The sequence below is a fragment of the Oceanicella sp. SM1341 genome (assembly GCF_003448965.1).
GTDB lineage: Bacteria > Pseudomonadota > Alphaproteobacteria > Rhodobacterales > Rhodobacteraceae > Paroceanicella.
This window is the reverse complement of record NZ_QRGC01000035.1, coordinates 1-19,544: the sequence shown is the minus strand read 5'-3', so window position 1 is coordinate 19,544 and position 19,544 is coordinate 1. Positions and strand designations below refer to the sequence as shown.

The window sequence follows — 19,544 nt, the reverse complement described above, 5'->3', positions numbered from 1 at the left end:
CCCCCGCCGGAGCGCTCCGGCGGGGGTTTTTCATCTCCGGCCTGCGCGCGCGTCAGGCGGTGCGGCGCGGCCTGCGGAACAGGATGAGGTACACCGCCACCGCCGTGAGCCCGAGGAAGAACAGGCTGTCGGGATTGGTGAGGAACACCATCGGGTTGCCGTCGTTCAGCGACAGGGAGCGGCGCAGGTATTGCTCGAGGTCGGGACCCAGGATGAAGCCCAGCAGCAGCGACACGGTGGAGTAGTTCTGCCGGCGCATGAAATAGGCCAGCACGCCGAAGATCAGCGCGAGGAACATCTGGAACACCGAGTAGGTGGCCACGTAGCTGCCCACCAGCGCCACCACGGCGATGGAGCTGTAGAGCAGCCCCTTCGGAATGGAGACGATGCGCACGAAATACGGCCCCAGCAGCCACAGCGTGAGCGGGATCAGCACCAGTGCTGAGATGAACAGCGAGGCGAGCATGGGCGCCAGCAGGTCGGCCTGGTTCTCCAGCAGGCGCGGCCCGGGCTGCAGCCCGTTGATCACGAGGACGCCCAGCACGATGGCGGTGGTGGGGTCTCCGGGGATGCCGAACATCAGCATGGGCACGAAGGCGCCGCCGCACATGGCGTTGTTGGCGCTCTCGGCCGCGGCGATGCCCTCGCGAGAGCCCTTGCCGTATTCCTCCGGCTTCTTCGAGCCCGAGCGCGCCACCGCGTAGGAGACGAAGGCCGCCATCGAGCCGCCCGCCCCGGGCAGGATGCCGATGCCGTAGCCGATGATGGCGCTGCGGATGTAGGCGAGGAAGCCGATGGCCCGGATCTCGGAGAGCGGGGGGATGAAGTCGCGCCGCAGGATCTTCAGGTCCTTCGCCTTCGCCAGCGTGCGGCTCAGCCCGCCGTCCCAGCTCTGCGCCTGGATCAGCACCTCGCTCACCGCGAAGGCGCCGATGACGAGGGGCATGATGTCGATGCCCTCCACCAGCGTCTCGGTGCCGAAGTTGAACCGCGGGATGGGCTGGAGCACGTCGATGCCCACGGTGGCGAGCATGATGCCCAGCAGCGTGGCGACGATGCCCTTGGCAATGTTGCCCTTGTCCACGATCACGATCACCGCGAGGGCGAAGAGCACGAGCGAGAACTTGCCCGGCGTGCGGATGAGCAGCGAGATCTCGGCCGCCACCGGCATGAAGGCCATGAGCAGCAGCGCGCCGAGGCTGCCGCCGATCATCGAGCCAAGGGCGGCATGGCCGAGGGCGTTGGCCCCGAAGCCCTTGCGCATCAGCTGGTTGCCCTCAACGGCCGTCATCATCGAGGAGGGTGCGCCGGGGATGTTGATCGTCGTCGCGGTGATCGAGCCGGAATACATCCCCGCCATGAAGATCGAGGAGCACATCACCAGCGCCGGCACCACGTCGATGGAATAGGTGATGGGCAGCAGCAGCGCGATGGCGAGCACCGAGGTGAGCCCGGGCATGGCGCCGAAGAAGGTGCCGATCAGGAAGCCCGAGATCATGAAGGCGAGCACCGTCCAGTCGAGCAGCGCGGCGAAACCGCCCGAGAGGGTGAGGAACATGTCCATCAGAGCAGGCCTCCGAGCAGGCCGGGCAGCCGCACCCCGAAGATGCCGGCAAAGAGCCCGTAGAACACCGCGGTCACGCCCGCGGCGGCGAGCACGAAGCGCAGCGGCCGCCGCGTCTCGAACTGGAAGATGGCGAAGAGTGCGGCGACGAAGAGCAGCGTGGAGATCACGTAGCCCAGCGGCGCGAAGAGCAGGATGTAGGCGGCCGTGGCCACGGTGACGCCGAGCGGGCGCAGCAGGCCGCCCTCGCCCGCTTCCTCGTCGGCCACGGGGTCTTCGGGCGGCTTGCGCAGCTCCTGCACGATGACCCAGAGCAGGGCCGCGTACATGCACACCGCCGCGAGCAGCGGGATGGTGCGCGGGCCGATCTCGCCGTCACCGGAGAATTGCGCCCGGATGTCGAAGGCCGCCGCGGTGTAGATCACCGTGAGCAGCAGGAAAAACAGGGGCAGCAGCACCCCCGCCGTCAGGAAACGGCCCGAACCGCGCATCGCGTGTCCTCCCGGTGGGGCGGCCGGGCCCGGGGGTATGCCCCCGGGGCCCTGCCGCCCGGATCTGCCCGATGGGTTATTTCGACAGCACGCCGCTCTCGACGAGGGCGTCCATCTCGGTGAAGAGGCCGGTTGCGGTCTCGTCGGCCCAGCCGGTCACCTCGTCGGAGCCCGCCCAGTCCGGCGTCACACCCACTTCGGCCACCCAGTCCTGGAACTCGGGGCTGTCATAGGCGGCCTTGTAGGCGGCCTCGATCTTCGCGACATCCTCCTCGGGCGTGTTGGCCGGGGCGGCGAACACGATGAAGCTGCCGTTCTTCAGGTCCACCCCCTCCTCCTCGGCGGTGGGCACGTCGTAGGTGGGGTTGCGGGCGTTGGCGAATTCCACCACGCCGCGCACCGTGCCGTCCTGGATCAGGTTGGCGAAATCGCCGAGGCTGGTGAGGGCGATGTCGACCTCGTCCGACAGGATGGCCTCCTTCTGCGGCGCGGCGCCGCCGGGGTAGGAGACGATCTTGAACTCGGCGCCGGTGAGGTTCTGCAGCTGCAGCAGCGTGAGGTGCACGCGCCCGCCGAGGTTCTGCACCGCCACGCGCACCTTGCCCGGGTCGGCCTTGGCGGCGTCGATGATGTCCTGCAGCGACTGGTAGTCGGAATTCGCGTCGACGATCAGCGCGTCCGGCTCGCTGGTGATGCGGGCGATGAGCTTGAGCTTGTCGAGCTTGTAGCTCGGCAGCATGCCCTGCCAGGGCACGGTGACGATGCTGTCATAGGTGAGCGCGCCGATGGTGTAGCCGTCGGCCTTGGCGCTCATCACCTGGCCCACGCCGGTGGCGCTCACCCCGCCCTCGATGTTCTCGACATACATCGAGGCGCCGTCGAACTGGTCTTCCGCGATGCTGGTGATCTTGCGCACGATACCGTCGGTGCCGCCGCCCGCGCCCCAGGGCACGACCACGCGGATGTCACGGTCCGGATATTCGGCCAGCGCCGCGAAGGGCAGAGCGGCCGAGGCCAGCAGCGCGGCCACACCGAGCAGGGTTCTTCTGTTCATCTGGTTTCCTCCCGAGTTTTTCTGGTCGACAGGGATGCCGCCCGGTGCCGCAAGCGGCGCCCCGGACTGCCGGGGCCGGAGCCGCCGCGCCTGTTTCCGGCGCATACGCCCCACCATATGGTTTCCCTGCCTGAAATTGATACAGCACAACGTGTGATGAGTCCACGATGTCATTACATCAGGCCTGCAGATGAGGCATATCCTGTAGTTTATTGTTTTTATTCAATTTATATCTCATGAGAGCCCGGAATTCCCTCCTCTCACGCCGCAAGTGATCTGAAAAGATATGATGACTTGGCGCGGCGATGCGCCGGTTTGCGGCAGCCGGCCGGGTCGCTGCCGGGAGCGTCGGAAAACCCACATCCGAGCGACGCGGAACTGTCACGAGCCTGGTCTATGGAACCTGCGCACCGTCCCCGGCCGCCGCAGGTGGCGGGGCAGAACCATCCGGAGCCACGAGATGAATTTCCGACCGAAAGCGCGGCTGGCGCTCTCCGCCCCCGCCCTTGGCCTTGCCCTTGCCGCCACCGGCGCGCTGGCCGACCCCTCGCAGGAGCTGATCGACGCGGCGAAGGCCGAGGGCATGCTCACCACCATCGCCCTGCCCCATTCCTGGTGCGGCTACGGCGATGTCATCCAGGGCTTCAAGGACAAGTACGGCATCGAGGTGAACGAGCTGAACCCCAACGCGGGCTCGGCCGACGAGCTGGAGGCGGTGAAGGCCAACAAGGGCAACACCGGCCCCCAGGCGCCCGACGTGCTCGACGTGGGCCTCTCCTTCGGCCCCACGGCGAAGGAACAGGGCCTGCTGCAGCCCTACAAGGTCTCCACCTGGGACAGCATCCCCGATGACGCGAAGGACGCCGAGGGCTACTGGTACGGCGACTATTACGGCGTTCTGGGCTTCGCGGTGAACGAGGACATCTTTCCCGACGCGCCGCAGAGCTTCGCCGCGCTGAAGGACAGCGAGTTCATGAACTCCGTCGCCCTGCAGGGCGACCCGCGCACCGGAAACTCGGTGATGATGGCGGTCTATGCCGCGGGCATCGCCGAGGGCGGCGCGCCGGGCGCCGATGCGCTCAACAAGGGCATCGCCTATTTCAAGGGCCTCAAGGACGGCGGCAACTACGTGCCGGTGAACGGCAGCGCCCAGAACATCGCCCAGGGCACCACGCCGATCTACTTCGACTGGGACTACAACCTGCTCGCCATGCGCGACAAGCTGGCCGGCAACCCGCCGGTGAGCGTGGTGGTGCCCGAGGACGCGGTGATCGCGGGCGTATACGTGCAGGCGATCTCGGCCTACGCGCCCCACCCGAACGCGGCGAAGCTGTGGATGGAGTATCTCTACTCCGACGAGGGGCAGCTCGGCTGGCTTGCCGGCTACTGCCACCCGATCCGCTTCAACGACATGGCGAAGCGCGGCGTGATCCCGCAGGAGCTGCTCGACAACCTGCCGCCGGCCGAGAACTACGCGAAGGCCGTGTTCCCCAGCCTCGACGAGCAGTCCGCCGCCAAGGAAGCCGTGGCGCAGAACTGGGGCACGGAGATGGGCGTCCAGTAAGCCCGCCGCGCGCGCAGACAGGATGGCGGCCGCCGGGCCGCCATTCGCATTTCCCGGCCCCCGAGCGAAGGAGACCCGCCTTGGCCGACCAAGCCCCCGCCGCAGCCCTGCCCCGGGCCGCGGCGCCCGCCCTGCGACGGGTGAACCTGAGCTGGCTGGGCGTGGTGCCCTTCCTGCTCTTCACCACGCTGTTCCTGATCGCGCCGATCTTCTACCTGGTGAACGGCGCCTTCCGCACGCCCGAGGGCGCCTACACGCTCGACAATCTCGTCGCCCTCACCGGGCCCGACATCTGGCCGAGCTACTGGCTGTCGATCCGGCTCAGCTTCACCTCCGCCGCGCTGGGCTGCGTCTTCGGCGCGCTGCTGGCCTGGGCGCTGCAGCTCGGCGGGCTGCCGCCCTGGGTGAAGCGCGCCTTCCTCACCTTCGCGGGCGTGGCCTCGAACTTCGCCGGCGTGCCGCTCGCCTTCGCCTTCATCGCCACGCTGGGCCGGCTGGGGCTGGTGACGCTGATCCTGCGCGATGTCTTCGGCTTCAACCTCTACGGCCACGGCTTCAACCTGTTCTCCTTCTGGGGCCTCGCCATCACCTACCTCTACTTCCAGCTGCCGCTGATGATGCTGATGATGATGCCCGCCATGGAGGGCCTGCGCCGCGAGTGGCGCGAGGCGGCCGAGAGCCTCGGCGCCTCCGGCCCGCAGTTCTGGCGCATGGTCGCCCTGCCGGTGCTCGCGCCCTCGGCGCTGGGCTGCTTCCTGCTGCTCTTCGCCAATGCCTTCGGCACGCTGGCCACGGTCTATGCGCTCACCTCGGCGAACTTCCCCGTGGTGCCGATCGTGCTCTTCCAGCAGATCCGCGGCAACGTGCTCTACAACCCCAACCTGGGCTACGCGCTGGCGCTGGGCATGGTGATCATCATGGCGGTGTCCAACACCCTCTACTTCGTGCTGCGCAACCGCGCCGAGCGGTGGCGCAAATGAGGCGCTTTCCGCTGTTCGCCAGCCTCGTGGCGCTGCTCTGCGCCGCCTTCTTCCTCGTGCCGCTGGCCGCCACCGTCAACTTCTCGCTGCGCATGCGCCGCGGCGAGATCAGCCTCGACGCCTACGCCTCGGTGTTCCGCGACGACACGTTCCTCTCGGTGCTCGGCTTCTCGGCGCTGGCCTCGCTCGCGGCCATCGCGCTGGGGGCGCTGCTGGTGGTGCCCACGGCCTACTGGGTGCGGCTGCGCCTGCCGGGGCTGCGGCCGCTCACCGAGTTCCTCTCGCTCATGCCGCTCATCATCCCGCCGGTGGTGCTGGTGTTCGGCTACGTGCGCATCTACGGCACCGCCTCGGTGCTGCCGCTCACCATGAGCGAGGCCGGCACCAACCTGCTGCTGGTGATCGGCTACACCGTGCTCTCGCTGCCCTACATGTACCGCGCGGTGGACAACGGCATGGCCGCCATCGACATCGCCACCCTCACCGAGGCGGCCGAGAGCCTGGGCGCCTCGCGCCTGCGCACCATCGCCACGGTGATCTTTCCCAACGTGCGCTCGGCCATCATGTCCGGCGCCTTCCTCACCTTCTCCATCTCGCTGGGCGAGTTCGTCATCACCTCGCTGCTCAACCGGCCGGCCTTCGGGCCCTACCTGGTGCAGATGGGGCAGGACTATGCCTACCAGCCCGCGGCGCTGGCCATCATGGCCTTCGCCTTCACCTGGGCCTGCATGGCGCTGATGGATTTCTTCGCCACCCGCAAGCCCGGACAGGGCCTCCTCCCCTTCCTGCGGAGAAAGTCGCCATGAGCTTCCTTCACCTCGACGGCATCACCAAGACCTTCGGCGCCACCACCGTGGTGAAGGGCTTCGACTTCTCGGTGGGCCAGGGCGAGTTCATCTCCTTCCTCGGCCCCTCGGGCTGCGGCAAGACCACCGTGCTGCGCATGATCGCCGGCTTCGAGACCCCCAGCTCCGGGCAGATCACCATCGCCGGGCAGGACGTGACCGCCCTGCCTGCGAACCGCCGCCGCATCGGCATGGTGTTCCAGGCCTACGCGCTCTTCCCCAACATGACCGCGCGCGAGAACGTGGCCTTCGGGCTGAGGATCGCCGGCCTGCCCCGGCGCGAGCGGGAGGCGCGGGTGGAGGAGATGCTGGCGCTGATCCGGCTCGGGCACCTCGCCGAGCGCTACCCCTACCAGATGTCCGGCGGGCAGCAGCAGCGCGTGGCGCTCGCACGGGCGCTGGCGCCGCGCCCGCAGCTGCTGCTGCTCGACGAGCCGCTCTCCGCCCTCGATGCCAAGATCCGCGTGGGCCTGCGCGAGGACATCCGCGCCATCCAGCGCGCGCTCGGCATCACCACCGTCTTCGTCACCCACGACCAGGAGGAGGCGCTGTCGATCTCCGACCGCGTGGTGGTGATGCACGAGGGCCGCGCCGACCAGATCGGCACGCCCGCCGAGATCTACAACCGCCCGCAGACCCGCTTCGTCGCCGGGTTCGTGGGCCACCTGAACACCTTCGAGGCGTCCTGGGCGGGCGAGGCCGGCGTGGCCTTCGCCGGCCACCACCTGCCCGGCCCCCCGGCCCTGCGCGGCCTCGCGCCCGGCACGCCGGTCACGGTGGCGCTGCGCCCGGAGGCACTGGCGCTGCAACGGCGCGCGCCGGACGACATGCCGATCTCCGGCCGGGTGCTCGACGTGAGCTTCCTCGGCTCGGTGATCCGCGCGCGGGTCGAGGTGCAGGGCCGCACGGTGTCCTTCGACATGTTCAACCAGGCCGGCGCCGCCATGCCCCCGGTCGGCGCGCAGACCGAGCTGTGGTTCTCCGGCTCCGACCTTCTCGTCCTCCCCGAATAAGGCACCACGATGCAGCTCGACGCATTCTCCGCCCCCGGCCGGTTCCGCCGCGGCAATCTCCACACCCATTCCACCCTCTCCGACGGCGCGCTGCCGCCCGCGGAGGTCTGCCGCCGTTACCGCGCGGAGGGGTACGATTTCATCGCCCTCACCGATCACATGATCGGGCGATACGGCTACCCCGTGGCCGACACGACCCCCTTCCGCACCGACGGGTTCACCACCCTGCTCGGGGCGGAACTGCACTCCGGCGCGATGGAGAACGGCGAATTGTGGCACATCCTCGCCGTGGGCCTCCCGGCGGATTTCGCCCCCGCCCATGCGCCCGGCTTCACCCCCGAACCGGGCCAGGAGAGCGGGCCCGCGCTCGCCGCCCGGGCGGTGGCCGCGGGGGCCTTCGTCGCCGTCGCGCATCCGCAGTGGTCGGGCATGACCCTCGCCGACGCGCGCTCCCTCGCCGCCGCCCATGCGGTGGAAGTCTACAACCACGGCTGCGCCATCGGCTGCGACCGGCCGGACGGGTTCCAGATCGCCGACCTGCTGCTGTCGGAGGGCCGCGCCCTCACGCTGATCGCCACCGATGACGCGCATTTCACCGAGCCCGACCATTTCGGCGGCTGGGTGATGGTGAAGGCCGAGGAGAACACGCCCGAGGCCCTGCTGGCCGCGCTGAAGGCCGGGGCGTTCTACGCCTCCACCGGGCCGGAGCTGCACGATGTGAGGGTCGGGGACGGGGCGCTGCATGTCGCCTGCTCGGCGGTCAGCACGGTGATCGTGCAGGGCCATGGCTGCGCGGCGCAGGCGCTGCACGGCGCCTCGATGACCCGCGCCACCCTGCCCCTGGAGCGCTTCGCCCGCAGCCCGTGGATCCGCGTCACGGTGGTCGACCGCGCGGGAAGGCGCGCCTGGTCGAACCCGCTGCGCGGCTTCTGAGCGTCCACCCCCCGCCGCGCGGCGGGGGGCGCCGGCTCGGGCCCACCGGGCCTTTCCCCGCGCGTGCCTTCGCACGGGTGCCTTCAGACCTGCGCCATGCCACCGTCGGCGAAGACCTCGCTCCCGGTCATCACCGCGCTGTCGTCGGATGCCAGGAAGAGCGCGACGGAGGCGATCTCCGCGGGCTCCGCGATCCGGCCTGCCGGGGTCTGGGCCACCAGTCCGTCGTACAGCGTGGTCCCGCCCGCCGCCTCCGCGACGCCCTGCAGGCCGGGCGTGTCGGTCGCTCCGGGGGACAGGACGTTCACGCGAATGCCGGTGCCCTTCAGGTCGAGCGCCCAGCTGCGCGCGAGGTTGCGGATCGCCGCCTTGGTGGCACTGTAGATGCTGAAGGCCGGCGTTCCCATGCTCCCGGTGGTCGAGCCGGTGAGGATGATCGAGGCCCCCTCCGACATCAGCGGCAGCGCCTTTTGCACGGTGAACACGGTGCCCTTCACGTTCACGGCGAATGTCTGGTCGAAAGCCGCCTCGGTGATGTGCCCCAGCGGCTCGACATGTCCTGCCCCCGCATTGGCAAACAGGATATCGACACGGCCGTGCTGCGTGCGGACGATCTCGAAGAGGCGATCGAGGTCCTCCGAGGACGTGACGTCCCCCTGCACCGCCGTGACGTTCCCGCCGATTTCGGCGCTGGCCTTGTCCAGTTCCGCCTTCCGACGGCCGGTGATGTAGACATGCGCCCCTTCCGCCACGAAGCGTCTTGCCGTGCTCAGGCCGATGCCGCTGTTGCCGCCGGTGATGACGACGACCTTGTTGTCAAGCTTGCCCATGATGTCTCCTTTCCGAGCGATGCCTGCTACTTGACGCCTGCAGTAGGTTTTTGCCAGTATGCACCAAAAGGTAAGTGCAAACCGGGCATTCCCATGACCTCTCCCTTCACCTGCGGTCTCGACGCGGTTCTTTTCGTCATGGGCGGGAAGTGGAAGCCGCTCATTGTCTACAACCTTGCGCAGGGCACCCTGCGCTACGCCGAGTTGCGGCGCGCGGTCGGCCGGGTCAGCGACAAGGTTCTGGCCCAGCAGCTGAAGGAGCTGATCGCCGACGGGATCGTCGCGCGGCGCGATTTCGGGGAGATCCCGCCTCGGGTGGAGTATTCGCTCACGCCGTTCGGCAAGAGCCTGGCGCAAGCCCTCGTTCAGCTTTGCGAATGGGGCGCGCAGCACACCGACGCGCTCGCCGGGATCGTGGAACGCCGCGCCCGGGCGGAGTGATCGGCCCGGACGGTCGCGGCGCACACGCGGCGAACGAGCGACCCGGCAAGGGCCAGCCGCGGGCCGGCCTCCGCCCTTCGCCCCGGCTGGTCGGGCCGGCAATGCACCGGGGCTCTCGCCCGGCCGGCGGGTGGTGCGTCCGATGCGCCGCTAGTTGCGCCGCAACCGGTCCATCGCCGCCCCCACCGTGAAGCCGTGCAGCATGGTGGACAGCAACACGACTGTCGCGACGACGGTCCACAGTTCGGCCTGCTGCTCGACCTCTCCGTGCGATGCCGCGTAGGCGAGGTAGTAGATCGACCCGATGCCCCGCACCCCGTAGACCGCGATGATCCACCGCTCGCGTGCGGGGAGGCCCGTGCCCGACAGGCTGATCCACCCTGCCAGCGGGCGGACGGCCAGGATGAGCAGCAGCGCGATGGCGAGATGCGTCCAGCTCAGGCCGGCCAGAAGCACCGGCATCACGCTGCCGAAGGCGACCAGAAGCAGCGCGGTGAGACCGTGTTCGATGGCCTCGGAGAAGTCGTGGAGCCTGCGGTGGAAGTCATGCTCCTTCTCGGCCCGTCGCAGGGTGAAGCCCATCACGGCGACGGCGATGAAGCCGTATCCCTCGACCAGTTCGCTCGAGCCGTAGCACAGGAAGACACCCGCCAGCGCGACCACGCCGGAGCCCGTCTCGGCGAGGGTGGCGCGCCGGGGAATGTTGAACAGGATGTAGCCCAGCACCCGGCCCCCGGCCCAGCCCGCGATGCCGCCGACCACGATCCTGTAGACGACATCGATACCGACCCATTCGAGGCCCCAGGCGCCCGGCGCCGGCCCTTCGGCCGCCACGAACAGGGCGAGGTAGACGAAGGGGAAGGCAAGGCCGTCGTTCAGGCCGGCTTCGGTGGTCAGCGCGAAGCGTACCGGGCGCTCGTCCCCCTTGTGCGGCGGGCCGACCTGGACGTCCGACGCCAGCACCGGGTCCGTGGGCGCGAGGACCGCGCCGAGCAGGATCGCGCTTGCAACGGAGAGCCCCGCCACCCCCGCCCCCAGGAGGGCCACCGCGAGAATGGTGAGGGGCATCGCGATGGTCAGCAGGCGCGTCGCCGGCCGCCACCGCTGCCAGTTGCCGATCTCGTCGATGCGCATGCCGCTGCCGAAGAGCGCGACGATCACCGCCATCTCGCTGAGGTGCTCCCAGATCACGGGCGAGGTTCGCGGGTCGGGCAGAGGCGCCAGCCCGGGCAACAGACAGGCGGCGGCCCCCCCGAACAACAGCATCAGGGGCGCCGCGACCGGTTCGCGCCGAGACACCAGCCGGGGCAACCAGAAGGAGAGAATGACGACCAGCCCGACGAAGGTGAGCTGAAGGTGGTAGGTCTCGAAGGCGAAGAAGGAGGACAGCTGCTCTGGGAACATGGAACTCAGGATCGCGCCCTGCGGCACGAACTGCGGGGGCCGATCATGGGTTCGAGGTCCTTTCCTGCAGACAGCGTGTCAGGGGAAACCGGTCACGCGCCCGCGGGTTCCCCGGCGAGCGACAATCCGCGGCTCCCGCCGGGAAATCGTTCCGCCCGCACTCGCGCTCCCCGGCCGGCCCGCAGCGGCCCGTGGCGCCGGCCGCTGCACGCCTGATATCGCGGGAGCGAACCCGCTCACGCCGGCGCGCCGCCTGTCAGACCTGCTGCATGCCGCCGTCGACGAACAATTCCACGCCCGCGACAAAGCTCGCCTCGTCGCTGAGAAGGAACAGCGCGGCGGAGGCGACTTCGTCCGGGCGCGCCATGCGCCCCATCGGGATGGTGGAGACGATGGCGGCGCGGACGTCGTCCGGAACGGCCGCCATCATCTCGGTATCCGTTGATGCGGGTGCGAGGACGTTGACGCGGATGCCGCGAGGAACCAGCTCGGCCGTCCAGGTGCGGGCATAGGCACGCACCGCCGCCTTCGTCGCGCCATAGGTGGCATAGTCGGCAATGCCCGCGCTCCCGGCGACCGACCCCATCAGCACGACGGAACCCCCTTCACCCATGACGGGTACCGCCGCCTGAAGCCCGAACACCAGTCCCCTCACGTTGACGGAGAAAAGACGGTCGAAATGGTCGGGGGTCATCCGGCCCAGCGATGCCGGCTCCGACAGGCCCGCATTGAGGACGAGCGCGTCGATGCGCCCCTGCTCCTGCCTGATCGTCTGCACCACCTGCGCCAGATCCTCGGCATTGCTCGCGTCAGCCACCAGGCCGCGCGCGCCATGGCCGACGGCCTTCGCCGCGTGTTCGACCTCCGCGGATTGCCGCCCGGTCAGGTACACCCTCGCCCCTTCGGCGGCCAGCCGTTCGGCGATCGATCGACCGATCCCCTTCGCGCCGCCAACGACCAGCGCGATCTTGTCCGTCATGCGTCCCATGCTCATGTCCACCTTGTCCCGGAGAGCTGTCATTCCACCGCGCGGGCGGCCCGCGCGATCACTTCGGCCACCTCGTCGGGGCTCGCCATCGGCAGCATGTGGCCGGTCCCGAGCTCGACGACCGTCGACCCCGCACGTTCGGCCATGCGGCGCTGCAGGCCGGACGCGATGACCCGGTCCTCGGTGGCGATGACCGCCCAGGTCGGCTTCCCTCTCCAGGCCGCAGCATCGACCTCATGCGCGAGGTTCGCCGCGTTGGCCATGGGCTGGGACCTTGCGACGAAGCGGGCGTCCTCGTCGGAAAGGCCGTTGCCGATCAGCGCGACGAATGCGTCTTCACGCACCAGGAAATGGCCATCGGCGAAGATCTCGAGCTTGTCGGGCGTGAACTCCGTCGGCTCCGAGGCCAGCAGCATGTTGGCGCTCTCCCCGATGTCCGGCTGGAACGACGCGACATAGACGAGGCCCTTCACCTCCGGGTCGCTGCCGGCTTCGGTGATGACCACGCCGCCATATGAATGACTGACGAGCAGCACCGGGCCGCCCTGGGCATCGAGGTTTCTCCGGACCGCCGCGACGTCATCCTCGACGGATGTCATCGGCAGCTGGGAGATCGTGACGTTGAAATCCTGTGCGGTCAGCCGGTCATAGACCTCTCGCCAGGTGCTGCCATCGACGTTTCCGCCGTGAACCAGGACGATGTTCCGAACCTCGGCGGCGGCCAGGCCCGGCAGCGCCATCATGCTGCCGAGCACCACGCTTCCCGCGAGGAAGAGAGTGCGAAGATTGCTCATTGTCGGGGTCTCCGGTGTTGCTGATCACGTTCCGGAATGGAGATAGCCATGGCGCCCATCAATCACTACACTGATTGACGTGATAGCGCTTATCAGTGGAGATTATCAGTGGATCGCCGTGATCTTCCCGACCTGCAGCTGTTTCAGGTGGTCGCCGAGGAAGGCAGCTTTACCCGCGCCGCCCTGCGGCTCGGCCGCGCGCAGTCTGGCATCAGCCAGGCGATCGCGGCGCTGGAACAGCGCATCGGGGTGCCCCTGCTGGCACGCACGACGCGCAACGTGCGTCCGACCGAGGCCGGACAGCGCCTCCTGAATTCGTTGACCCCGGCCCTGCGGCTGATCGAGGACGGGCTGACCGAACTGAGGGAGGCGCGCGGCGGCGTGGTCGGCACTCTGCGGCTGACCTCCATCGAGTACCCTGCGAGGGCGATCATGGTCCCCGCCCTGTCGGGGTTCATGGAGCGCTATCCGAACGTGACCGTGGACCTGAGCATCAGCGACCGGCTGACCGACATCGTCGAAGCCGGGTTCGATGCCGGCATCCGGATGGGGGCGCACCTGGAACAGGACATGTCGGCCGTGCCCCTCGGGCCCGACCTGCGCGCGGTCGTCATCGGCTCGCCCGACTACTTTGCCCGGCGCGGCGTGCCGGAGCGCCTGGAGGATCTCGCCGAGCACGCCTGCCTGAACTACCGGCATGCAAGCCACAGCGACCTGTTCCGATGGTCGTTCAGGCAGGGCGACCGTCGTACCGAGCTGTCGGTCAGGGGTCCGCTGATCGCCGATGACGCCCATGTGCTGATCGAGGCCGCACTGGCGGGGCAAGGGCTGATCTACCTGTTCGAGCCCTTCGTCTCGGAGCACCTGGCGGCGGGCCGTCTGCGGACCTGCCTGGAGGAGTTCTGCCCGCTCTGGTCGGGTTACCATCTCTACTACCCCGGCAGGCACCAGAAGTCGGCCGCGCTCGCGGCGCTGGTCGATTACCTCCGGTCCTGCAAGCTGCGATGACCGACCCTGTCCGATCATCGGCGCAGGCGAAATGTCGCCGCGTGACACGGCGCACGGGTTGCCAGTCTGCTTGCAGATCAGCGCGACCGTAGTGCACCGCATCGCGTGCGTGCCGCAGATGCTCGGCTTTCCAACGGGTATGCTCAGGATGGCGACCCCGGCAGGAATGTCGTTCTCGGCAATTTCCTCAACGATTTCAACGTAGCAGAGCTCCACACCCGGCTATTTTCTCATGGTTATAAAACAATGACTTACGAGACGGGTGCTCCGCGAAGCTAGTCGTCGTCGGGCCCCACCATACCAAGCAAATCGGAGATTTCTGACGCCCCAATCGCTAGGCCGTTCAGAAAGTCTAGGTCCAGAATGCGCAGAAAGTGGCCACGCTGATCAACTTGGACTCGCTCTCTCTTACCGCCGCGATCGGCCCTCAGCTGACCTTCTGCATGCGCCCCGGCGAACGTCCGTTTGAGAGATCAAGGCTGTCGTTAAACTTTTTTTAGTAAGCATGTCACATCAGTCTTTTCCGGATCGTCATATGGGTGTCAGCTAAAACAGGAGACATCGATGACACCCAGAATGACCGATCACTTCCAGCGTGTTGGCGCCGCCTTTCAGGGGTTGGTGACCTTCGAGACAGAGTTGCTGAAGGGGCCGCTGGAGCATTCCCTGCTTCACCTGATCAAATTGCGGGCCAGCCAGATCAACGGATGTGCGTTCTGCATCCAAATCCATGCGGCCGATGCACTGAAGAATTGCGAAACCCATTTTCGCCTTCACATGCTGGCGGGCTGGCGTGACAGCAATCTCTTTACCCCCCGTGAACGCGCCGCACTGGCTTGGACCGAAGCCCTTACGCTGGTGGCGGAGACCCATGCACCTGATGGTATCTGGGAAGAGGTCTGTTCGCTATTCGACGAGGACGAAGTAGCATTCCTGACCTTCGCCATCGGCGCAATCAATTTGTGGAACCGGACCCAGATCGCGTTTCGGGCAATGCATGCCGACGCGCTTCCCGCCGAACGCACCCGTGCTGCCTGAGGGTGCTACCGAAATCTTCGAGATGCAGCGGCCGATGCTGCTGCGTCTCGCCTAGCGGGCTTTGATTCCCTGCGCAACGAACGACAGCTTCCCGCCCGGACTGGACCTTGCGATCAATGCCAAATGCCTCGCGTTGGGCATTAGAGCAGCCGTCGTCTTGCAGAAGAGCCTGAAGTTCTATGAATGCTGACAAACGACCTCGATATTATTTCCGTCCGGATCCAAGACATAGGCGGCGTAGTAGGCCGCGTGATACCGTGCCCGCACTCCCGGCTGGCCATTGCCACGCCCACCGGCGATGAGCGCCGCCGCGTGGAAGGCGTCGACCGCTCGGCGTGTCTCGGCACGAAATGCCAGGTGCAGAGGCATCCCTGTAGCTCCGGATCCGCGAAGCCACAGGCGTGGATAGCCGTCGGGGCCAAGGCCCACGCGGCGCATTCCCCCGCGGTCTACAGAGACATCCACGACCACTGCAAAGTCGAGACAGGCAAGCGCGGTTCGGAAGAAATGCTGCGAAGCCTCGATGTCTCCAACCACGATCTCGACGTGATCGAGTATGCCGTCAGGTGCCTTTCTCATCCGACCTCATCCTTTCTCCTGCAGGCCCGGCACGCAATCGTCGACGCCGTCAGCATTGCGACGCTCCGCCGTCCACGAACAATTCGATACCGTTAACGTAACTGCTGTCCGATCCCGCGAGGAACAGGGCCGCAGCGGCGATCTCTTCGGGCTCTCCGATCCGGCCGATCGGGCTGCGTTGGGTCAGCCACCGAAGCCCGGCCTCGGCTTCATCGCCAAATCCGTCCACCAGCGACTGCGTGCGCGTTGGACCGGGGCTGAGAATGTTGAAGCGAATGTCGCGGCCACGCACGTCCTGAAGCCAGCCACGCAGCAAGGCGCGCAACGCGGCCTTCGTTGCGCCGTAGACACTCATGCCTGGACCAGGATCAATCGAGGCGCTGGAACCAATGATCACCACGCTGCTTCCTGCCCGGAGCAGCGGCAGCGCCTCCTGCACGGTCAGAATGACGCCGCGCACATTGGTCGCGAACTGGCTGTCTATCCGATCGGGCTCGATCCGGCCGAGCGGCGCGTGGGAGCCGAAGCCGGCATTGGGCACCAAGATGTCGATGCCACCGTGTTGGTCATGGGCGGCGGCGAACACCTGACGCAACGACGCCGCGTCGGTGACATCGGCGGCCATCCCGACAGATCCGCCGCCGATCCGCTCCACGACCGCGTCAAGCCCCGCCTGGCGGCGACCGAGGACGATCACCCTGGCACCCTCCGCCGCGAAGCGGGTGGCGATCGCCTCTCCGATGCCGCTGGACCCGCCGGTGACGAGCGCAACCTTCCCCGCAAGTCTTCCAGTCATCTCGCAATCTCCATGAATGATATGATGCCGCCTGCGAGCCCCGTGGGGGCATCGCGGTCAGAGGTCGATGATCCGGGTGTCCGCAATGGTTTCGGCGAACCCGGCACCGAAGAGCCCCGCCGGGGTCCGAAAGCCCGGCTTCACCTCGCCGGACAACACCCGGCGCGCGGCTTCTGCCGCGGCAAGCGGCGTGAAGCTGTAGCCGTTGGCCGTGTCGAGCAGAGACCTGGTGACGCGCCCATCGGCGCCGGTGACCTCGGCCACGGCCTGGTAGCGATGCATCGCCCGTTCCGCTTCGGTCGGTCCGTCGGCCAATGCTCCCGGGCCACCCGGCGGGAAGGCTCCGCCCGAGATATGGACGAAGGTCCCGACTTCACCGATGCTGGTCGACCGGCCGATGGTCAGCAGATCGGGCAGCGTGACCGCGAAGCAGTCAACGGCTCCCTGGCCGAAATCGAAAAGCCGCTCAGGGGCCCCATCCAGTGGCACGAGCTTGCCGCCATGGAGGACAAGGATCTCGGAGGTCACGCTTTCGGCCGCGCTCAGGACCGAGCCGCGCGACATCGGGCCGGATACGCGAAGCGCTACCGCGATCGCGCGCGGCTGAGCTACCCTCGCCACGGCATGGGCCGCCAGGGTTCCGAGCATCGCGACACTGCCGCCACTGCCGGGAAGAAGCATCACGCCCGCAGCCTTGGCGCGTGCGTTGAGGTCCCGGGCCCGCCGGTAGCTGTCGATCTCGGCGGAGACATCAAGGTAGTGGCAACCCGTGCGCAGCGCCGCCTCCATCAGCGGCGCGGCACTCTGCCGGTAGGGGCCCGCGCAATTCAACAGCGCGGAGGCGCCCGCCAGCCCGGCCCCGACCGTGGCGGGATCGTCGAGGCTGAAGCACCGATAGGGCGTGCCAAGTTCGAAGGCCAGCGCGGCCAGGGCCTCGGCCGAGCGGCCCGCCAGAGTGACGGGCAGCCCGGCTTCGAGGGCGCGACGGGCCGTCAGGCGGCCGGTGTATCCGGTCGCGCCGTAAAGGATCAGGTCTGACATGGTGTTCCCCAGGATCACTCGAGATCGGCATCGATGCGGAGAATGCGACCATCGGCGTCGATCGCGACGTCGAGCCATCCGATCTCGTGGCCGAAATCACCGGTAAAATCGACGCGGAGCCGGGCGCGATCGCGTGCCGGCCTCTGCACCGCGATCACGCGTGAGCAGGTTCGATAGCCGACGAAGAAGCGCATGACATAGTCGCGCACGCCGGCCATCCCGTCGAAGGTCTCGCCGGTCGAGGGATCGTCGATCACCGCTTCCGGACGAAAGCAGCGCAGCGCCGCCTCGATATCGAAGGCATTGGTTGCGGCAAGGAAAGCGCGCGCCACGCTCTCAGGGCGGGACGGGGCGTTCTCAGGTGTCATGCTGCCAGCTCTTGAACACGAATTCGAGCGAATGGCCGTCGGGGTCGCGGACCTGCGCCGCGTAGTAGCGGGGGTCATAGTGCACCTGCGGACCCGGAGCGTGGATCTCCTGCGCCCCGACACCGAGCGCGGCGGCGTGCGCCGCCCGCACTTCAGCCTCGGATCGGGCGACGAAACCCACATGCGCAGCACCGGCGGACGCCTCGCCTTGCCGCAGCCAGAAAAAGATGCGGCCACCGGCACCGAAGCCCTTGAGGTCCGGATGGCCCGCGGGTCCATCCTTGCCGTCGTAATCGTGCCGCACGGTGATGCCGAGGCTGGGCAGGACGGCCTCGTAGAAGGCCACCGATCGCTCCAGGTCACGGACGGTGAGGAATATGTGGTCAAGCATTGTCGCTCCTTCAGAGTGCGTAGCCGCCCGAAACCCCGATGGTCCGGCCATTGATCCGGGCATTCGCCGGCCCGAGCAGGCTTGCGGCCATTGCGCCGACATCCGCCGCCTCGCCGACGCGGCCGAGCGCGATCTGCCCGACCACGGCCTCGGCCGCATCGCGTCGGGCGTTGAAGGCCAGGACGACCCCCATGCCGCGCCGGGCGCATTCGAGTGCGGTGCCGGCGCCAAGGCCACGGCCGCCGCCAGTGATGAGGACAATACTCATGATCGGTCTCCTGTCTGGTCGGGACTGAGATAGCGACCATCCTGCGCGCCTGCGCGCCTGTTCCTCCTCTGATCTTGCCTATTCCTACTTCGTCGTTGCGCGCAGACCTCGGACCTGCCAGCATCCCGGCCATGGAACACCAGCTTCAGGAACTCCGCCATCTCGCGCGGAACGCCGGATCATGGCGCACCGATACCGGCATCCCGCGCGTGGCCATGGTGCAGGGCGAAATCCCGGCGCATCGCCTCGCCGCGGTCTACGACCCCATGGTCAACCTGATCCTGACGGGCTGGAAGACGATGACGGTTGGTGAGCGTTGCCTCCGCTACGATCCGGCCACCTATTTCGTCATGTCGGTCGGCCTGCCCGCGGTCGGCGCAGTCCACCCGGCCGAGGACGGCGCACCCTACCTCGCCGTCAACCTGACGCTCAGACCGGAGATCATCACGAACCTCCTGGCGGACCTGCCCAAACCTGCGACACCGGCCTTGGGCCGGTCCGGCTTCGACATCGCTGCCGTCACACCAGAACTTCTGGACGCCTGGGTCAGGATGCTGCGGCTGATGGAGCGGCCGCAGGACATCTCGGCACTGGCCCCGGCCTACGAACGCGAGATCCTCTACCGTGTGTTGCAAGGGCCGCTCGGCTGGCTCTTGCGCGACATCGCCACGCCAGACACGACACTGTCGCGCATCGATGTGGCCATCCACTGGATCCGCGAGAACTTCGCCGCACCTCTGCGCGTGGAGACCCTTGCCGAGATGGCCGCGCTCAGCGCCTCGGCCTTCCATCGCCAGTTCAAGGCGGCGACGGCGCTCAGCCCCCTGCAGTATCAAAAGCGCGTTCGCCTGCTGCACGCGCGGTCACGCCTGTTGGCGGGCGAGGGCAACGCGACCTCGATTGCCTTCGACGTCGGCTACGAGAGCGCGACCCAGTTCAGCCGCGAATACGCGCGACAGTTTGGTCAGCCACCCGCGCGGGATGTGGCGAAGTTCAGGGCGGAGCTTCAAGCAGTTTGAAATCTGGCCGAGCGTTCTCAGCAGCCGCTCGAGCAGCGGATTTACGACCGCTATCCTGGCGACTGCTCCCCCGCCTCAGCCGAACAAATCCCGCTCCACAGCGCGATCCGCCACCACGAGCTCCGCGGCATCCAC

The 19,544-nt window shown here is 67.7% G+C and carries 22 protein-coding genes; 9 read left to right on the top strand and 13 right to left on the bottom strand.

The window, feature by feature from the left end; translation table 11 throughout:
* Positions 1–52: 52 nt before the first annotated feature.
* From D3P35_RS22745 to D3P35_RS22735, 3 genes are all read right to left on the bottom strand, one after another.
* A complete protein-coding gene (locus D3P35_RS22745) occupies positions 53–1,564 on the bottom strand; it encodes a tripartite tricarboxylate transporter permease (RefSeq protein ID WP_118138233.1) in 1,512 nt (503 codons plus the stop codon).
* A complete protein-coding gene (locus D3P35_RS22740) occupies positions 1,564–2,055 on the bottom strand; it encodes a tripartite tricarboxylate transporter TctB family protein (RefSeq protein WP_118138232.1) in 492 nt (163 codons plus the stop codon). Before D3P35_RS22740 ends, D3P35_RS22745 begins: the two co-directional genes overlap by 1 nt.
* A 76-nt stretch (positions 2,056–2,131) precedes the next feature.
* On the bottom strand, positions 2,132–3,109 hold the full coding sequence (locus tag D3P35_RS22735) for a tripartite tricarboxylate transporter substrate binding protein (RefSeq protein ID WP_118138231.1): 978 nt from the start codon (positions 3,107–3,109) through the stop codon (positions 2,132–2,134).
* 460 nt (positions 3,110–3,569) lie between these two features.
* On the opposite strand from D3P35_RS22735, the gene D3P35_RS22730 reads away from it, so the two are divergent.
* From D3P35_RS22730 to D3P35_RS22710, 5 genes are all read left to right on the top strand, one after another.
* Entirely contained in the window at positions 3,570–4,673 is a 1,104-nt protein-coding gene (locus tag D3P35_RS22730) for an ABC transporter substrate-binding protein (RefSeq protein WP_118138230.1), read from the top strand.
* An 80-nt stretch (positions 4,674–4,753) separates the two neighbouring features.
* The gene (locus tag D3P35_RS22725; protein WP_118138229.1) at positions 4,754–5,653 is read left to right on the top strand and encodes an ABC transporter permease subunit; all 900 of its coding nucleotides are present in this window, start codon (positions 4,754–4,756) and stop codon (positions 5,651–5,653) included.
* Positions 5,650–6,459 carry an ABC transporter permease gene (locus D3P35_RS22720; protein ID WP_198670762.1) on the top strand — a complete coding sequence of 270 codons (810 nt, stop codon included), beginning with the start codon at positions 5,650–5,652 and terminating at the stop codon, positions 6,457–6,459. The genes D3P35_RS22725 and D3P35_RS22720 overlap by 4 nt, the downstream gene beginning before the upstream one ends.
* Positions 6,456–7,511 (top strand): ABC transporter ATP-binding protein, encoded by a 1,056-nt coding sequence (locus tag D3P35_RS22715; protein ID WP_118138227.1) that lies wholly within the window; start codon positions 6,456–6,458, stop codon positions 7,509–7,511. Before D3P35_RS22720 ends, D3P35_RS22715 begins: the two co-directional genes overlap by 4 nt.
* Before the next feature lie 9 nt (positions 7,512–7,520).
* Positions 7,521–8,444 (top strand): PHP domain-containing protein, encoded by a 924-nt coding sequence (locus D3P35_RS22710; protein WP_118138226.1) that lies wholly within the window; start codon positions 7,521–7,523, stop codon positions 8,442–8,444.
* A gap of 83 nt (positions 8,445–8,527) precedes the next feature.
* Here the strand turns inward: D3P35_RS22710 and D3P35_RS22705 are convergent, their stop codons facing one another.
* The gene (locus D3P35_RS22705) at positions 8,528–9,274 is read right to left on the bottom strand and encodes an SDR family NAD(P)-dependent oxidoreductase (protein WP_118138225.1); all 747 of its coding nucleotides are present in this window, start codon (positions 9,272–9,274) and stop codon (positions 8,528–8,530) included.
* Positions 9,275–9,367: 93 nt separating this feature from the next.
* On the opposite strand from D3P35_RS22705, the gene D3P35_RS22700 reads away from it, so the two are divergent.
* Entirely contained in the window at positions 9,368–9,715 is a 348-nt protein-coding gene (locus tag D3P35_RS22700; protein ID WP_118138224.1) for a helix-turn-helix domain-containing protein, read from the top strand.
* A 150-nt stretch (positions 9,716–9,865) separates the two neighbouring features.
* On the opposite strand, the gene D3P35_RS22695 is transcribed toward D3P35_RS22700, so the two are convergent.
* The 3 genes from D3P35_RS22695 to D3P35_RS22685 form a co-directional block, all read right to left on the bottom strand.
* The gene (locus tag D3P35_RS22695) at positions 9,866–11,119 is read right to left on the bottom strand and encodes a sodium:proton antiporter (RefSeq protein WP_118138255.1); all 1,254 of its coding nucleotides are present in this window, start codon (positions 11,117–11,119) and stop codon (positions 9,866–9,868) included.
* 256 nt (positions 11,120–11,375) lie between these two features.
* A complete protein-coding gene (locus D3P35_RS22690; protein WP_198670761.1) occupies positions 11,376–12,098 on the bottom strand; it encodes an SDR family NAD(P)-dependent oxidoreductase in 723 nt (240 codons plus the stop codon).
* A gap of 38 nt (positions 12,099–12,136) precedes the next feature.
* Entirely contained in the window at positions 12,137–12,901 is a 765-nt protein-coding gene (locus tag D3P35_RS22685) for an alpha/beta fold hydrolase (protein ID WP_232830604.1), read from the bottom strand.
* A 108-nt stretch (positions 12,902–13,009) separates the two neighbouring features.
* Here D3P35_RS22685 and D3P35_RS22680 point away from each other — a divergent pair, with 108 nt between their 5' ends.
* Together D3P35_RS22680 and D3P35_RS22675 are read left to right on the top strand one after the other, a co-directional pair.
* Entirely contained in the window at positions 13,010–13,909 is a 900-nt protein-coding gene (locus D3P35_RS22680; RefSeq protein WP_118138223.1) for a LysR family transcriptional regulator, read from the top strand.
* Positions 13,910–14,485: 576 nt separating this feature from the next.
* Positions 14,486–14,947: a carboxymuconolactone decarboxylase family protein gene (locus tag D3P35_RS22675; protein ID WP_232830603.1), complete on the top strand. Its 462-nt coding sequence runs from the start codon at positions 14,486–14,488 to the stop codon at positions 14,945–14,947.
* 177 nt (positions 14,948–15,124) lie between these two features.
* Here the strand turns inward: D3P35_RS22675 and D3P35_RS22670 are convergent, their stop codons facing one another.
* The 6 genes from D3P35_RS22670 to D3P35_RS22645 are packed head-to-tail and all read right to left on the bottom strand — an operon-like array spanning position 15,125 to position 18,390.
* On the bottom strand, positions 15,125–15,526 hold the full coding sequence (locus D3P35_RS22670) for a VOC family protein (RefSeq protein WP_118138221.1): 402 nt from the start codon (positions 15,524–15,526) through the stop codon (positions 15,125–15,127).
* 49 nt (positions 15,527–15,575) lie between these two features.
* The gene (locus tag D3P35_RS22665; protein WP_118138220.1) at positions 15,576–16,322 is read right to left on the bottom strand and encodes an SDR family NAD(P)-dependent oxidoreductase; all 747 of its coding nucleotides are present in this window, start codon (positions 16,320–16,322) and stop codon (positions 15,576–15,578) included.
* A 57-nt stretch (positions 16,323–16,379) separates the two neighbouring features.
* Complete coding sequence (locus tag D3P35_RS22660; protein WP_118138219.1) at positions 16,380–17,363, bottom strand: trans-acting enoyl reductase family protein; 984 nt, start codon at positions 17,361–17,363, stop codon at positions 16,380–16,382.
* A gap of 14 nt (positions 17,364–17,377) precedes the next feature.
* Positions 17,378–17,731 carry a nuclear transport factor 2 family protein gene (locus tag D3P35_RS22655; protein ID WP_118138217.1) on the bottom strand — a complete coding sequence of 118 codons (354 nt, stop codon included), beginning with the start codon at positions 17,729–17,731 and terminating at the stop codon, positions 17,378–17,380.
* Entirely contained in the window at positions 17,721–18,122 is a 402-nt protein-coding gene (locus D3P35_RS22650; RefSeq protein WP_118138215.1) for a VOC family protein, read from the bottom strand. Before D3P35_RS22650 ends, D3P35_RS22655 begins: the two co-directional genes overlap by 11 nt.
* A 10-nt stretch (positions 18,123–18,132) precedes the next feature.
* The gene (locus D3P35_RS22645) at positions 18,133–18,390 is read right to left on the bottom strand and encodes a hypothetical protein (RefSeq protein WP_118138213.1); all 258 of its coding nucleotides are present in this window, start codon (positions 18,388–18,390) and stop codon (positions 18,133–18,135) included.
* Between the two features lie 131 nt (positions 18,391–18,521).
* Between D3P35_RS22645 and D3P35_RS22640 the strand changes: the two genes are divergently transcribed.
* Positions 18,522–19,409, top strand: a complete 888-nt coding sequence (locus D3P35_RS22640) for an AraC family transcriptional regulator (protein WP_118138211.1) — start codon at positions 18,522–18,524, stop codon at positions 19,407–19,409.
* The last annotated feature ends 135 nt before the right edge of the window (positions 19,410–19,544 follow it).

Coding starts and splice junctions, on each gene's coding strand:
- D3P35_RS22640 (WP_118138211.1), top strand. CDS start 18,522: ATGGAACACCAGCTTCAGGAACTCCGCCATCTCGCGCGGAACGCCGGA.
- D3P35_RS22660 (WP_118138219.1), bottom strand. CDS start 17,363: ATGTCAGACCTGATCCTTTACGGCGCGACCGGATACACCGGCCGCCTG.
- D3P35_RS22655 (WP_118138217.1), bottom strand. CDS start 17,731: ATGACACCTGAGAACGCCCCGTCCCGCCCTGAGAGCGTGGCGCGCGCT.
- D3P35_RS22665 (WP_118138220.1), bottom strand. CDS start 16,322: ATGACTGGAAGACTTGCGGGGAAGGTTGCGCTCGTCACCGGCGGGTCC.
- D3P35_RS22720 (WP_198670762.1), top strand. CDS start 5,650: ATGAGGCGCTTTCCGCTGTTCGCCAGCCTCGTGGCGCTGCTCTGCGCC.
- D3P35_RS22645 (WP_118138213.1), bottom strand. CDS start 18,390: ATGAGTATTGTCCTCATCACTGGCGGCGGCCGTGGCCTTGGCGCCGGC.
- D3P35_RS22670 (WP_118138221.1), bottom strand. CDS start 15,526: ATGAGAAAGGCACCTGACGGCATACTCGATCACGTCGAGATCGTGGTT.
- D3P35_RS22685 (WP_232830604.1), bottom strand. CDS start 12,901: ATGAGCAATCTTCGCACTCTCTTCCTCGCGGGAAGCGTGGTGCTCGGC.
- D3P35_RS22650 (WP_118138215.1), bottom strand. CDS start 18,122: ATGCTTGACCACATATTCCTCACCGTCCGTGACCTGGAGCGATCGGTG.
- D3P35_RS22740 (WP_118138232.1), bottom strand. CDS start 2,055: ATGCGCGGTTCGGGCCGTTTCCTGACGGCGGGGGTGCTGCTGCCCCTG.
- D3P35_RS22730 (WP_118138230.1), top strand. CDS start 3,570: ATGAATTTCCGACCGAAAGCGCGGCTGGCGCTCTCCGCCCCCGCCCTT.
- D3P35_RS22690 (WP_198670761.1), bottom strand. CDS start 12,098: ATGACGGACAAGATCGCGCTGGTCGTTGGCGGCGCGAAGGGGATCGGT.
- D3P35_RS22705 (WP_118138225.1), bottom strand. CDS start 9,274: ATGGGCAAGCTTGACAACAAGGTCGTCGTCATCACCGGCGGCAACAGC.
- D3P35_RS22695 (WP_118138255.1), bottom strand. CDS start 11,119: ATGTTCCCAGAGCAGCTGTCCTCCTTCTTCGCCTTCGAGACCTACCAC.
- D3P35_RS22715 (WP_118138227.1), top strand. CDS start 6,456: ATGAGCTTCCTTCACCTCGACGGCATCACCAAGACCTTCGGCGCCACC.
- D3P35_RS22675 (WP_232830603.1), top strand. CDS start 14,486: ATGACCGATCACTTCCAGCGTGTTGGCGCCGCCTTTCAGGGGTTGGTG.
- D3P35_RS22745 (WP_118138233.1), bottom strand. CDS start 1,564: ATGGACATGTTCCTCACCCTCTCGGGCGGTTTCGCCGCGCTGCTCGAC.
- D3P35_RS22700 (WP_118138224.1), top strand. CDS start 9,368: ATGACCTCTCCCTTCACCTGCGGTCTCGACGCGGTTCTTTTCGTCATG.
- D3P35_RS22735 (WP_118138231.1), bottom strand. CDS start 3,109: ATGAACAGAAGAACCCTGCTCGGTGTGGCCGCGCTGCTGGCCTCGGCC.
- D3P35_RS22710 (WP_118138226.1), top strand. CDS start 7,521: ATGCAGCTCGACGCATTCTCCGCCCCCGGCCGGTTCCGCCGCGGCAAT.